The organism is uncultured Erythrobacter sp. (assembly GCF_947492365.1).
In the GTDB taxonomy this organism is placed as follows: Bacteria; Pseudomonadota; Alphaproteobacteria; order Sphingomonadales; family Sphingomonadaceae; genus Erythrobacter.
The window spans coordinates 2,160,220-2,173,441 of record NZ_CANLMB010000001.1; the positions used below are offsets into that span (position 1 = coordinate 2,160,220).

10 protein-coding genes are annotated in these 13,222 nt (G+C 57.5%); 4 read left to right on the forward strand and 6 right to left on the reverse strand.

Features of this window, described 5'->3' with window-relative positions; translation table 11 throughout:
* Window positions 1-2: 2 nt before the first annotated feature.
* From Q0887_RS10355 to Q0887_RS10365, 3 genes are all read right to left on the reverse strand, one after another.
* The gene (locus tag Q0887_RS10355; RefSeq protein ID WP_299194677.1) at window positions 3-821 is read right to left on the reverse strand and encodes a hypothetical protein; all 819 of its coding nucleotides are present in this window, start codon (window positions 819-821) and stop codon (window positions 3-5) included.
* A 494-nt stretch (window positions 822-1,315) separates the two neighbouring features.
* Complete coding sequence (locus tag Q0887_RS10360; RefSeq protein ID WP_299194680.1) at window positions 1,316-1,444, reverse strand: lasso RiPP family leader peptide-containing protein; 129 nt, start codon at window positions 1,442-1,444, stop codon at window positions 1,316-1,318.
* Window positions 1,441-3,444, reverse strand: coding sequence for an asparagine synthase-related protein (locus Q0887_RS10365; RefSeq protein WP_299194682.1), 2,004 nt, complete (start codon window positions 3,442-3,444; stop codon window positions 1,441-1,443). The genes Q0887_RS10360 and Q0887_RS10365 overlap by 4 nt, the downstream gene beginning before the upstream one ends.
* A 9-nt stretch (window positions 3,445-3,453) precedes the next feature.
* On the opposite strand from Q0887_RS10365, the gene Q0887_RS10370 reads away from it, so the two are divergent.
* From Q0887_RS10370 to Q0887_RS10385, 4 genes are all read left to right on the forward strand, one after another.
* Window positions 3,454-3,960: a lasso peptide biosynthesis B2 protein gene (locus Q0887_RS10370; protein WP_299194685.1), complete on the forward strand. Its 507-nt coding sequence runs from the start codon at window positions 3,454-3,456 to the stop codon at window positions 3,958-3,960.
* 137 nt (window positions 3,961-4,097) lie between these two features.
* Entirely contained in the window at window positions 4,098-4,370 is a 273-nt protein-coding gene (locus Q0887_RS10375) for a hypothetical protein (RefSeq protein WP_299194688.1), read from the forward strand.
* A gap of 158 nt (window positions 4,371-4,528) precedes the next feature.
* Window positions 4,529-5,920: an O-antigen ligase family protein gene (locus tag Q0887_RS10380; protein ID WP_299194690.1), complete on the forward strand. Its 1,392-nt coding sequence runs from the start codon at window positions 4,529-4,531 to the stop codon at window positions 5,918-5,920.
* Complete coding sequence (locus tag Q0887_RS10385) at window positions 5,917-6,639, forward strand: hypothetical protein (RefSeq protein WP_299194692.1); 723 nt, start codon at window positions 5,917-5,919, stop codon at window positions 6,637-6,639. Before Q0887_RS10380 ends, Q0887_RS10385 begins: the two co-directional genes overlap by 4 nt.
* Before the next feature lie 76 nt (window positions 6,640-6,715).
* On the opposite strand, the gene Q0887_RS10390 is transcribed toward Q0887_RS10385, so the two are convergent.
* The 3 genes from Q0887_RS10390 to Q0887_RS10400 form a co-directional block, all read right to left on the reverse strand.
* The gene (locus Q0887_RS10390) at window positions 6,716-7,606 is read right to left on the reverse strand and encodes a GIY-YIG nuclease family protein (protein ID WP_299194694.1); all 891 of its coding nucleotides are present in this window, start codon (window positions 7,604-7,606) and stop codon (window positions 6,716-6,718) included.
* A gap of 3 nt (window positions 7,607-7,609) precedes the next feature.
* Window positions 7,610-11,743, reverse strand: coding sequence for a hypothetical protein (locus Q0887_RS10395; protein WP_299194697.1), 4,134 nt, complete (start codon window positions 11,741-11,743; stop codon window positions 7,610-7,612).
* Window positions 11,744-12,230: 487 nt separating this feature from the next.
* A complete protein-coding gene (locus Q0887_RS10400; RefSeq protein ID WP_299194700.1) occupies window positions 12,231-13,148 on the reverse strand; it encodes a hypothetical protein in 918 nt (305 codons plus the stop codon).
* Window positions 13,149-13,222 lie beyond the last annotated feature (74 nt).

A 13,222-nucleotide genomic window follows, 5' to 3' on the forward strand; every position in this document is an offset into this window, starting at 1 on the left:
ATTTAACCCGCGTGAAAATTGTCAAGGATCGCAGATTTGACGCGCGGCAGTTCGGCGTAATCGCGAGTGTAGTCAAGAGCGTAACACCCTACGTCCTGCGCGAGGCCGGCCATGCGGGCAAAGTGGCCGCGCAGCCTCTCCTTATCCTCAACATCGAGAATGAAGGCGTGCGGCATCAATGCTGTGAGCGCTTCTTGCAGCGAAAACTGACGGATCGAAAGCGACGATAAATGGTCTGTGCCGAGCACGAAAATCTGGCGTAGCGGCACCGCTTCGTCGGAGAAAGGCAATGCATCGCCGGCGTCGACATCCTGCTTGCGATCTTCATCCGCAAAACCCAGCTCACCGCCAATTAGATGCCGGGCGCTATCGATGAAAAGCCGCAATTTGGAACGCTTTGGTTGAAGCCAATATTGGCCATCGCGCTTAGCCAGATCGATCACATCCTCTGTTAGGAAGGGATGACCAGCGCTGGCAAAGGATCCGGCAAGCGTTGTTTTGCCCCCTCGCGACAGGCCGAGAAAGGCGATCGCCCCCTCCTCGCCATTCAGCTTCACCGCACTGCCATGCAGAAAAATCCCGCCTGAATGGTTGCCAAGGATCGGCTGGATCGCATTGTGATAGAGATTGGTGACGGTCTGCGTGTCGCATTCAGGCACCGGCCATCCCGTCACTAGAAAATCCGAACCGGCGTGCTTATCCGCAAGCAAAAAATCTGCTTGGCCTGGAAAACGCAGATAATAGCCACTTTCGTGCCGGTAAAACTCCGCCATGCACACACCAGCAGGCGAGACCCAGCGATCATAGGGATCCCCGGGCATTGGCTCTTGAAAGCGTGGGTTTTGCGGCGTCCATTCCATCGGTTCCGCGTCCTTAGCCTCGTGCGGCACAATCCGAAACCATGCAGTTACTAGCGTTTATCCGGTCAAACCTGCGAATCGAACCCGCGCGCAATCGCATTCGGCGAGCCAGGTTTCTCCAGAGCAATCTGCTTAAGAGGGTCATCTGCCCGCACTGGTTTGAAACCAATGCTTGCCGGGCACAGATTTTCCCGACCGATGCAGGGCGGGACCTCATGCTGATCTGGAAGTTGGAGAATTTGACTAACTCGGATTGAACGCAAGGCTCGCCATTTTTTGTCAGATACCACTGCAAGAATGGGAGCTGACATTTGCAGCAGCGTGCGGACTTGCCGCCGCGATAAGTTCCTCAATTCATAAACTTACGCCGCGCAAAGCAAAGGGCACTCCGACTGGAGTGCCCTTTGCTTTGTTCCGATATTTCGCCGCCCTATCAGGCAGCGAAACAAGCAAAATCAGAAGCGGACGTTAGTCACGGCCCCGTCACGGAAGCTGCTTGCGCTGCCACCGGTGAGGTTGCGAACCGAACCGAAAACGGTCAGGCGCGGTGCCTCGTATTTTGCTTTCTGAATGGTCTTCGTCATTTCAAATTCCTGTCCTGTTGCACCCCAGTGGCAGGGTTAATTTCGTTTACGCGTTGATACTGATACAAAAATGCTGCTGATGCGTAAAGGCCCCAAATTTCCCAGGCCCAAAAGTCACCCTCAGGTGTGCTGTAATCAACACTTGTGACCTGCTTCAGCCCTTCGAAATCGCAGATTCCCGCCAGATGCTCGCGCGCATGCTCGCGCACGTGAGCGGCAAATTGCTGGTCGATTTCGACGTTAGTGAAGTTAGCTTTGGTTTTCCGATCAAGCACTTCCTGCGCAAGGATGCCTTGCATCGATTCGCGGTGAATCACCTTGGTTATCGAACCCTTACGCTTGATATGAGCGGGTGTGGCGAGAGAGAATTCGATAAAGGCCCGGCTCAACATCGGATGGCGCGATTCCAGGCCGATTCGGTTGCGCTGGCGCCGCATCAATTGATGGGTCAGGTCGCTAAAGGGGCTGAGCAGCAGATTACGCTTGGCCCAATGGACGCCGTTTTCTGGGAGCTGTGCGTCATACACTTCTTCCGCTTCGGCGAGCATTTCGCGGTATTCGGGCAGCAGCCAGACCGGCTCGCGCTCGTTCTTGCGTCGATATTCGCGGAGGCGTTTGCGGATCTTCATGCGGAGGAAGCTCGGAGTCAGCTCCGCCACGGTTTGCCGCGAGGCCTGTTTCAAGGCTTTGGGCCAGCCGAGCGACTTTCCATCGCGCATCAACGCCTGCCAGAACCCAGCAATGTCCATCTCGCCCACGAATTCGCGGTAATATTGAGCGTTGCCTTGGAGCCATTCGTCACCGCCGCTGCCGTTAATCAGGACGCGGCTGCCATCGTCGACAACGCGCTGCTCCATGCCCAGCATCATTGCGCCGTTAGACGGAATGGCGATGTCATTATGCCAGTTCGCGTCTTGCTCGTACCAATCTATGTCAGGGTCGAACAATGGCACTTCGGTGAGCGGGCGACCGATATGGGCCGCTGCCGCGCGGGCATAAGGTAGCTCGAAAGCATTGCCATCCTCGCTCGCTGCGAGCGAATAGCCGTGAAAGCCAGGCGCCTCCAGCTCTCCGCGCTGTTCGAGCAGGTGGCTGATCGAGAACAAGGCCGAGGAGTCGAGCCCCCCGCTCACGGCAACGCCAACCGGACGGTCACTGCGCGAAACCTTGCGCACGCAATCGAACAGCACTTCGCGGTAATGTTCGACATACTCTTCTTCACGCTTGTAGCGGATTGTGACTTCGGTCGGCGGAACCCAGTAATTGTGCTGCTCAAGCCGCCGCCCGTCGAAGGTAAGCGTATGCGCCCGCACCACCCGCTTCACATCACGCCACGGCGTTTCGTCGCGAAGGAACCATTTGTTGGCGATCGTTTGCGCGAGATAACGAGGATTGGGCTCGAGCGGACGCTTGCTCACCGCCGCGATTGTGCGGAAATCGGAAGCGAGGACCAACCGCTCGTCGTCTTGCTTATAATAGAGCGGGACGAAGCCTAGATGGTCCCGTGTGACGAACAGCCTTCCGGCGCGTAGATCGGCAATCGCAAGCGAATACTCGCCGCGCAGCCTTTCAGCCAATTTATCGCCCCAAACCTCGTAACCGCGCAGCACAATTTCGACGTCAGATCTATTTGCCAGCTGTACGCCTTTGGCGGTGAGGTCGCGGGTGAGGTCTTCGTGATTGAGAAGGAACCCTTCGAACACTGCCGCGAGCCGGCCGTCCTCACTGATATGAGGCTGCGGCTGTTCGCGCGACTCGGCGCTTGTGTGGACGATGCACGCCGCCAGCGCCATCGGGCCTGAGCGCCAGATCTTGGCCTCATCATGCGGAACTTGCGAAAGCTCCGCGAGCATCGCGTCAAGCTCTTCTGAATGCAGCCCTTCGGGGTCAAAGATTGCACCGATAGCGGACATTTGGGAAAAGCTGGCCCTTGGCTGAGTGGCCGCGACAAAGCGGCGCTTGGCAGGGTCGTCGGCCCGTGCGATGAGAGGGCGATCCATAGGCACAAAATGCACCCTGCGCAATCATCCCCCATCCCCGAAGAAGGCCAGAAACCGGCGCTTCGCGATCTGCCCTGGCTGATTCGATTCGGGCTGCGCGGGTTGTACGAGCTGGTGCTCGCGCGAATCGCCTTTGCCCGCCTCCAAGCGAAGGAAATACCTCAACGAAACCGGCGAGTGCGCGACGCGGCGCAAAGCGAACCGGTGCTTTCGCAAGCCCGCCTGTTGCGCATTTCCTATGTCCTGCCGCGCTTGTCCGACCGCTTGCCGTGGCGCAGCGACTGTCTGGTTCAGGCGATTGCTGGCCAGAACTGGCTATCGTCCTATGGCGCTGCGAGCGAAATCCAGATCGGGGTCGAGAATCCTGAAGGCGGCGAGTTCGGCGCTCATGCCTGGCTTGTGCATGGCGAAACGATTGTAACCGGCGGCGATATCAAGAAATACGATCTTATCCTTTCCGATTCGCGGCTTAGCCGTGATTCGGGCTCCAGAAAGCCGTTAGTCGATCCCGATTGACGCGACGAACACACTTTTGGCGTAAGAATCCCGCTAGAGTCAGGCTTCATTTACAAATTTTTGGTAATCGACCTGTTGTCAAACTTGCTGCGCTGCACTAGGGAATGTGCTTAAGAGTTCAAAAGAGGTGCAATTCAATGATTAAAACGATGTCTCGCCTTATGGTGACCGCTGCTGCGGCCAGCATGGTCGTTGCGCCGATTGCTGCACAGGCTAATACCCGTGCCGGTGACAACACTCCGGTCTACACCAGCACGACCGCTCAGCCCGGTACAGCCCGCGCTGCGGATGGTGAAGAAATGCGCGGTGGTTCGTCGGTTATTCTCGTACTGTTTGCTGCAGCGGCGGCGATTGGTGGCATCATCATTGCTGCTGGTAACGAGTCGGACGATCAGTCGCCGGGCACCTAAGCCTGCAACAACTTGACCGACACTTGTTGGTTTTGACAAAGATCAAGCGCGCGGGTTTCCCGGGCGCTTTTTCTTTGCCCTTTTCCTTTGCGTAGAGCGCCGGTTTAAACAAAACATCGCCGCGTAACCGGTGCAATTCTGGAAGCAAGCGAGCAAGCATGAATACGCAAGAATCCAGCCTGTCTCACTCCGCCAGTCCAAGAAGCCTATTTCTGGCGACTGCGGCCATTCTGGTATTTGCTCTAGCATTCGGAGGCGGCGGTTCGAAGTATGGTCTGGCAAACCTGCTGGTTCAAATCGCTGCGTTAACTGCGCTTTCCTTTCATCGGCACGCATTCTTCGAATTCTGGAAAAGCGCTCCGCTCGCTTTGCGCGCTCTGGTAGGACTGAGCGTCCTCTTGCCGGTCCTTTATCTAATCCCGCTGCCACCGAGTGTATGGAGCGCGTTGCCCGGACGCGAGCTGGTTGTGCAATCGCTTGAGCTTATAGACGGCGAAGCCGGAGCCAATATCTGGACTAGCGCCAGCGTGGACCCGATCCGCACTTTGCTGGCACTTACGGCCCTAATCGCGCCTGTGGCATTGCTGACAATCGGCTGGAACATGCCGCGCGACCGGATCATCACCATTGGCTGGATCGCGGTTGGCTTTGGCCTGATCAACTTCCTGCTCGGCATCCCGCAAGTGCTGACCAATAGCTCAACTGGCGTTATCTATCCGGAAAATCCTATGCCGGGCATCTTGTTCGGCACCTTTGCCAATCGCAACTCGACTGGCCTGTTTTTGGTAGCCGCCTTGTCTCTAGCAGCACTGCTACCCGCGCCGGTACAATGGGCGCGCAACGCCATGATATTGCGGGTGACGCTCTGCGCATTGTTGATCGTCGGCATTGTTTTGACCCGATCGCGCACCGCGCTTGTTCTTTCTCTGCTGCCACTCGGCCTTGTTGCCTTTCGCCTGATACTTGCCCGGATAAAGGGGAGGAGCAGCCTAACCACTAGTCGCAGTCCATGGATTGCTGTCGTCCCTGCCGTTCTGGTCCTGGCAATTGTGGGGCTCGTGCTCGCTGCCTCGCCCGGCAGGTTGGGCATGGTGCTTGATCGCTTCAATGACGGTCCGGAAGATGCCCGGGTCTATATCTGGGATGATGGAGCCTATGCGGTTGATCGGTATTGGCCGCTAGGATCGGGCACGGGTACATTCGACGAAGTGTTCCAAATCGACGAATCGCTCGAGAATTTGAGCGTTCGGCGCGCTGGACGGGCGCATAATGACTATCTTGAGGTTGCCATCGAAGCTGGACTGCCCGGACTTGTCCTGATCGCAGGTTGGTTGGTGCTGCTTGCTTGGTTGAGCTGGCGCGCGCGCATCTCGGACGATCGATGGATCGCATGGGTTGGGTCGGTGATCCTGCTGGCGATCGCACTGCAATCAGTGACGGATTACCCCTTGCGCAATCAGTCGCTGCTAGTGCTAGCTAGCTTTGCTCTGGTCGTGCTTTTGCGGTTTGGTGCGGGCTTTCACTCTGATGCAAAGGAGGTCCGGTCATGATCGGAGGCATCACCTGGAGGCTGGCGCTGTTCGCCATCGCGCTTGTGACCGCAGGCGTGCAGCTGGATCGGCAAACCGAGCGCACGCCCTCTTTTGCTGAAAGCGTGCCTGAACCGCTGCGATCGGTAGCCCAGCGACCGATCGCTGCTTACGCCCTCGACAGGGACAACCCCGAATACGCGATGGCGCAGGCCGAGCGTCTGGTTCGCCGCCGCCCCCTACCTGCAGTCCACCTGCGCATTCTGGCCCAGGCCCAATTTGCAGCGGGCGAAGTCGAACAAAGTGGGCTGACAATCCAATACGCCGCACAACGCGGCTGGCGTGAACCTTTGGCGCAGGAAACCATGCTTCGACTGGCATTGGAGGCGGGCGATATGGACGAAGCCGCACGCCGCTACGCCGCTCTCTTCCTTCGCCGCGACACTCAAGATGCGTTGCTCGAAGAACTGGGGGCGCAGGTTCTGGCGGAGCCGGGCGGCGAAGGTCGGCAAACGCTGATAGGAATCGTTGATGAGGGCGACCGCTGGCACAACCACTTCCTGCGCCGCGGCGCACGCGTGATGCCGCCCGATGCCTTTGCTGAGATCGTGCAAGAGGCGAGCACAAACGGCGCACGATTTGACTGCAACCTCCTCGAAGGAAATGCGCGCACCCTAACCCAGCGCGACGCGGCGACCGGCACTTCCTTTGCAGAGGCAATCAAGGCGTATTGCGAATAGCAGCGGGCCGCGGACGACCAACTGCCGGTACCACCCAAGCGTACCGGACCAGTCGCTCAAGAACGGCATCTGCCCGCTAAAGACGTTCGGCCTCCCAATCTGAATATGTCTTAGATGAGCCGACCAAAGTCCAACTTGCTGGACCTGAAGCATTTCGACCGCTGACAACCGCTGCCGCTGCACTCGTGCTCTTAAACGCATAGTCTTTTGCGAACACTCGGTGGCTACCATCCATGGCAAGAATTCCCTGACCGACAAGTTCGCTGTGGAGCTTTGCGTAGGTGCTGTTCTCGGTCCCTTTCCCGATCCAGTTCTTGCGCGCCTTTGAACCTTTTTCGACAATGAAGCGCCCCTCAGACAAGATTGCTGAGGCTGAGATCCCTTGGCTCTGAATGGTGCAAACAAACCGCACAATCGGCTCTCCCGATCCATCCGAGGCGTTTCGCTCAGGCTCGCGTACATCTTCGGTGTAAAAGTGGAAACCCAGCGCCGGCAGGACCAGCATCAGATTGTCCATGAAGTCGTCCATATGGGCACGCGCAGCCTCGCTTAACTGGCTCGCTGAAGGTGAACGGCCGTAGTCGACAGCGATTTTGCCTATCCGTCGGGCTTCCTCAAACAGCCGATTCTCAAGATAGCGAACGTGAGCTTTGTTCAACGGCTCGCCGTTCGACGTGATTAGGACGGTTTGATCCCACCAGTCCTTTTCTCGCACATGCGACTTGATCCGATCCTTGATTACGTCGGTCTCACCCACGTAGAGGCTAGGTCGACCGTCGATTTCCCCGATTAAGAGATAGGCTCCAGGTCGATCCACTTCTTCGCGAGAGAGCGCCTCGTCAAGCTGCGTCCTCCGAGCCACAAGGACATTGCCCGTCCATTGAAATGGAATTGCGGCTGTGACTATGCCATCCGGATCTCCGTTCACAAAGAATAGCTCAATGGAGCGGCCTTTGCTGCTCGGCATCTCTTACCCCTCCACATTCGCATCTGGCTGGCCCGCCAGAAGCGCGTTTATGTAGGACAGGCATAGATCGCGGCTGCGATAGCTGCCCCAGCGTTTGGTTTCCTCGCGTTCGACGATGGGGAAGGTGGAATAAATATATTCCACATCATCGCGCGACGCCGCGCGGTTTTCGGGATCGAACACGCCGTAAAGGATGAAGTAGAGCGCATCGAGTTTGGCGCGAAGGTGCAGGCGGCGATCCTCGTCCCACTTGAAAGGCTCAAGCACTTCGCCCGCATCATCGACATAGCCCATATCCTTGGCAAAGGGGGCCATATCATGCGCGGTATAGGTCAGCTCCAGCACCGCCTCCTTGACGATCTCGGCAGCGTTCTTGGGGCCGAATTGGCGGGTGTAAGCAGATGGTGGGATGACGGGGAGCTGTTCGATCGTATACCAAGCTAGATGATTGGTTTGGACCTTCTGCCGCGCAGCGTAATCGAAAGGGATCGAATTCAGGCAAGCAACATAGGCGGCAAACTGATTCGCATCGGGCTTGCCCTCTTCGGGCAGCAACAGCGGCAATGTGTGGCCAACGGCGCTATTGGGGATGAGTGCGGCAATTGAGGTGCGCACATTCGTAGATGCGGTGACGTCTTTGATACTTAAGGACCACGGCAAATCGGGGCGGCAGTCTGAACGTTTCACCCAATAGCGCGGAATCGCCAGCCGTTTGGGATCGGCTTTCTCTCCGGTTGGAATTGAGATCTGTTGTCCAGGCCGAGAGAGGTTTTCAGGATTGATAACAATGTCGCTGGCGCGATGGTCAAAGGCTTGCACCAGCTTACCTTCGAATAGCGTCACCCATTCGCCTTCCGCGGATTCCCATTGATTAAGCGTCGTTTCCCAAGCACCCTCATCATTCTGCAATTCGACCACATTGCGGAATAGGTGACTATCATTCGCCATGTGGAATGGGGTCGAATATTCAACAGGCCACGCCTTCGCCTCTTCATCGCCCGAATTATCAACGAGCACCGGCACGTTGGTGTAGATGCGGGTTGTCAATTCCATATCGCGCCTTGTGCGAAAGATGGGAGCGGTGCCGGTGTTCGGATTGACGCGAGCAAAATCCCCCGCGCTGATCGGGAAGCATTGTTCGGTATTGGCGATCTCGCTCACCGCTTGTAGGAAAAAACCGCATTCCGCAGCTGCGAATGCCCGTTTCGGACTGGCGATCATCGCCGCAAACTTGAAACGGCTATCTACATCGGGAAAGAACGGCTCCAGCCCGTAACGGGTGCGCCGGTTCTCGAAATCATACAGCGCCTTCATATGCCCGTCGGTCGCAACCTTGCGGAAGAAGGCGCTGGCCGAAAGGTCGCTCGCGATACCGCTGGGGGTCAGCAGCCCCACCATGCCATCGGGTTTCACCAGCCGGTGCGCCCGCTCCACAAACAGGCTGTAGAGATTGATATCACCCTTGCTCAGCAGCGGATAATGCCCGCCGCTGCGCGCGATCTTGAGCGTATCCGCCGCGCGCCTGTCCGCCTTTGCATAATCATCGAACAACGGGTCTTCGGCAGCCTGTAGCGCCGCGATCATCTTCTTGCGGTCGCTGGCGCGCTGGGCCTTCGCAATCTCCGGCCTGCGCGCTGCAAACCATTCTACCTGTTGCAACTTGATCCGGTCCCAAGGCGGATTGCCGACCACGGCATCAAAGCCGCCCTCCAACTGCGCGCTCTTCCAATTGGTCCACACGCCGGGGAAAGTGATCTGCCAATTGAGGAACCGTTCTTCCTCGATCAGCTCGCGCGCCGACTTCCAGATTTCAGTGAAGGCTTCCAGATCCTCGGGCTTGCCGCCCACGGGTGCTTTCTTGCCCCGCGCAATCGGCATCGGATCGCCAAACACGCCGTCCAGCCATTGCGCCCGCACGGTCTTGAGCGATCTAAGATCATCGCCCTTCAGCCCGGCCGCCAGCCAATCGAGCGCATGGGTGAAGCTGACAAAGCCGTCCAGCTCGCCTGTCTGCGCCTCCACACCTTCCCACATCTCGGCGCTCTGATGCGCTTCGCCAATGTCGGCATCGGTGAGGAATTCGATCTGCTCCATGACGCGCGCCTGTGTCTGCGCGCGTTGCAAAGGTTCGTGCAGGAACAGCTCGCCGCCCTTGCCCGCCTTGTCCATCGCATCGCGCACCCACAGGCCGAACAGACTGTCCCCCGCCGCCAGATGGTGATCGATAAAGGACAAGGGCGCGCCAACGGTGAAGGTGTGCAGCCAAAGCGCCACCTTGGCCAGCTCCACCGCCATCGGGTTCTTGTCGGCCCCATAGACGCAGCGTTTGAGCACCATGCGCTTGACCAGCTGGGGATCGTCGAGCTGTTCCTCGGCAACGGTCCAGCCTTCGTCCTGGGCATTGCCCCGGATGGTCGCGCGCACTTTGCGCACTTCCTCTGAAACAGGGCTTTCATATTCGAGCGCATGTTCCTGCATCGCAAGCGCCGCCGCCTCGGCCACGGCATGAAGCGCGTGGTTGGTGAGCCGGTCGACAAGGCTGACAAGGAAATGGCCGCTGCCCATCGCAGGATCGCAGACGCGCAGGCGGGTGATCGCCTTGGCCGGGTCCACCTTTTGCAGCTCGGCCAGCTTGTAGTCTTCGCTATCACTGGGCTTGAGACTGGCCAGCCGGTCGTTGAACGCAGTGTGCGCGTCTTCGATCAAAGGGGCGAGTGTTTCATCAAGGATCAGCAGCACCAGATCATCGGGCGTGTAATAGCTACCCGAATTCTTGCGCGCGAATATATTGGGGCGAATGTCCAGATCGCCGCCATCCTCGCGCACCAGCTCGAATTCCAGCAGCCGTTCATAGATCGAGCCAAGCTGTTGCACCGAAAGGTCGCGATAATTGATGTAGCGGCGCCGGCCCCCACCTTTCCCAGTGGCGCGCTGCTCCCATGACAGAATATCGAGCGCATCTGACATCACATCATCGCCAAGCCGGATGGTGTGCAGCAGCGGCTGGCTTTCGCTGAACAGACCGCCATTATAGGGCGGCAGGCCGACTGATGGATCGCCCTTGTCGATCATTTCCGAAAGGCTTGAAAAGCGCGCCCAATAATGGCGCGCGACGCTGGAGAAAGTGTCCCCTTCATCCTTGCGCCGTCCTACATCCAGCCGGGCAACACGCAATGCGTAGTCGTCAAAGCGCGTGTCTTTGACCGGGAGCAGCCCGCGATCCTCGGCATAGAGGATGAACAGCAAGCGGTAGAGAAGGATCAGTGTTGCCTGCCTGATATCGTCCAGCGGGGTATCAGCTGGCGCGGCCTTGGCTACGGCCTTGCCCAGCGCGGGATAGAGATTATCGAAAACCAAGTCCGAAAGGCTTTTGGCCACCCGTTCCTCATAAAAGGCGGCTTCCTTGCGAGCGCGCTCAAGGAAATTCGGGGAATCGCTTGTGGCACGCTCAAAGGCACTGCGGTTGAACAGCGTCCCAAACACGCGCAGCCAGTGATCACGCTCGGCATCGGTCACCCCGGTATCTAGAAGATCATCATCCAGCCCCATGATCCGGGCCAGATCGATCTCCAGATATTCATCAATGGTAGAGCGCGCGCCCGCATAATAGAGCCGCCAGCGCGTTCCGTTGGTCAATATGCCCCAACGCAATGCACCGTGTGTGTAATCGTCAATTCGCCTCAGATAGCGCAGGAGCTGGGTAGAAGGCGTATCGCGGTCTGAACCCTTGCGCCCCTCTGCCCGGTCCAGCGCACGGCCCCAGCGCTTGCTCTCCAATACCGCTGCGCCGAATTGGAATCGCTTCCATTCTTCCGCGTGCTCGTTGGCCTTCGCTTTCGCAGCTGCATCGATGAATAGCAGCCCGTCCGGCACGTCCACCCTGCCCTTAGAAGACAGATTCTGCTGGGTCAGATATTCGGTCCATCCCAGCGCCTCAAGAACCGGCCAGACCAAGTCTTGCTCGGTCGTCGCTTCATTGGGATTGCTACAGTGAGGAAAGCCTTCAAGAATGACGGCCAGTTTGTCGCGCAACGCATCTGCGCCTACAGCCGCCCAAGGCTGACTGCGTGTAATACCTTCTTCGAGATAATCTTGGGTGAATAGCGCACCGGCAGCGAAGAGGGTTGGATCAGTCACAACGCATTGCATATCCACCGCACTGCCAGCCGCCAATTAATTTCCAAAATCAGTTGGGAAAACTTGATCTTTGCTATGCCTGGAAACATGGCGCACCTTTGCCACCAAGCCTTTGCGTCGCGCCAGCACGCTTGCCTTTTAACACGGATGGCCGGTCCCGATTTCTTGTGCCCCAAGCCTTGAAAGTCCAGCGCGGCTCTCAAGGACTTTGGTGCGCAGGAATGGCTCTAGAGGCGTAAGCAGGCGCTAGTCGCTGGCAGTAACGCGGTCTCTACAATTCAATGCCCGCCAGAAAGGCTCGCCCATCTGCGAGCTTGTCGGGCAACCGTGCGGGCTTGAGCGCGCGATTCTGTTCGTCAGTGAGATCCATCGTGGGGGTCCTGTCTCCAGCTTGCTGCCTCTGCCCCCAATTCTGACCCATCTTCAGCGGACAGCTGGGGAACGCGCAGGATCAAACGGACTCAAGAACCGCAAAAGTCACAGCAATCTAGGAGCTCGCTGGAATATTGGAGGCTGTCATGAAACCGTGAGTTGGTGCCAACGCGCGTTCGATGTCAGCTTGGTTTTCGGGCTTCAGATCACCCCTATGAATCTCACCAAAAATCGCCAAACAAGTCGCTAGCCAATCATAAGTGGGCTTGCGTCCGCTCTTGGCCTGTCGCGCTTCGGGTTCCGTAGAATCTTCAAGCCCTAAATTGATCAAACCCGAGCGATGAAAATGCACGCCTTGGAGTTCGATCTTAATCGACCTGCGTTCACGATACCCATCGCCGCTTACCTTGCTCAGCGACCAATTTTGAGTGCTGGCATCGCGGATGAAGTCACGCCAAAACCAAATCGGGATGTCCCAAGCCAACGCGCCGTATCTTGATACGGGATCGAGCTTGCTAGAGCCGCTAGAGTCTTCTCCGGTCATCCTTTCAGCTCGACCAGCAATGTGGCCAAGTTGGCAGGCCTCGACAATTGCGCTTCTCGCTTGGGCAGAATTGTGAAGCGTGAACATCATCTGTTGAAGGTCTCGGGCACTGATCCACTCTTGATCCGAAGACAGGCTTATCTCCCGCATCGCAGCAGCTTGAAGGTGCGACGGAACTAGCTCTGAAAGCGCCAAGAAATCAAAGCTGACTCCGAACGCTTGTTCATCAATCTGGTAGCGGTCACTTCGTTGGAAATCTCCACGCTCCCAATCTTCAAGTAAATCGTCGTTGAGATCATCGGTGCGCCAGAATGCCAGCGGTATCCGCCGATTGCTTTCCTCAGTCTCATCCAGAATGAGCTTCTGCGCTTTAGCAGCGATTATTCCGGCGTTGGCCCGTTCGATAATCGCCTTGCGAACCGAATACTCATCGCCGCCATGTGCGGCATACTTCAGCGCAAGGCTTGCCTTGATCCATTCAATCGCCATGTCTGCATGGCTAATGCAATGCAATGCAATGCAACCCTAGAACGCAAGATAAGGTCTTCCGTCAACGTCGGGAT

Excerpts from the sequence above, each read along its gene's own strand:
- Q0887_RS10375 (WP_299194688.1), top strand. The coding sequence starts at position 4,098 with ATGATTAAAACGATGTCTCGCCTTATGGTGACCGCTGCTGCGGCCAGC.
- Q0887_RS10380 (WP_299194690.1), top strand. The coding sequence starts at position 4,529 with ATGAATACGCAAGAATCCAGCCTGTCTCACTCCGCCAGTCCAAGAAGC.
- Q0887_RS10365 (WP_299194682.1), bottom strand. The coding sequence starts at position 3,444 with ATGGATCGCCCTCTCATCGCACGGGCCGACGACCCTGCCAAGCGCCGC.
- Q0887_RS10400 (WP_299194700.1), bottom strand. The coding sequence starts at position 13,148 with ATGGCGATTGAATGGATCAAGGCAAGCCTTGCGCTGAAGTATGCCGCA.
- Q0887_RS10360 (WP_299194680.1), bottom strand. The coding sequence starts at position 1,444 with ATGACGAAGACCATTCAGAAAGCAAAATACGAGGCACCGCGCCTGACC.
- Q0887_RS10385 (WP_299194692.1), top strand. The coding sequence starts at position 5,917 with ATGATCGGAGGCATCACCTGGAGGCTGGCGCTGTTCGCCATCGCGCTT.
- Q0887_RS10355 (WP_299194677.1), bottom strand. The coding sequence starts at position 821 with ATGCCCGGGGATCCCTATGATCGCTGGGTCTCGCCTGCTGGTGTGTGC.
- Q0887_RS10370 (WP_299194685.1), top strand. The coding sequence starts at position 3,454 with ATGCACCCTGCGCAATCATCCCCCATCCCCGAAGAAGGCCAGAAACCG.
- Q0887_RS10390 (WP_299194694.1), bottom strand. The coding sequence starts at position 7,606 with ATGCCGAGCAGCAAAGGCCGCTCCATTGAGCTATTCTTTGTGAACGGA.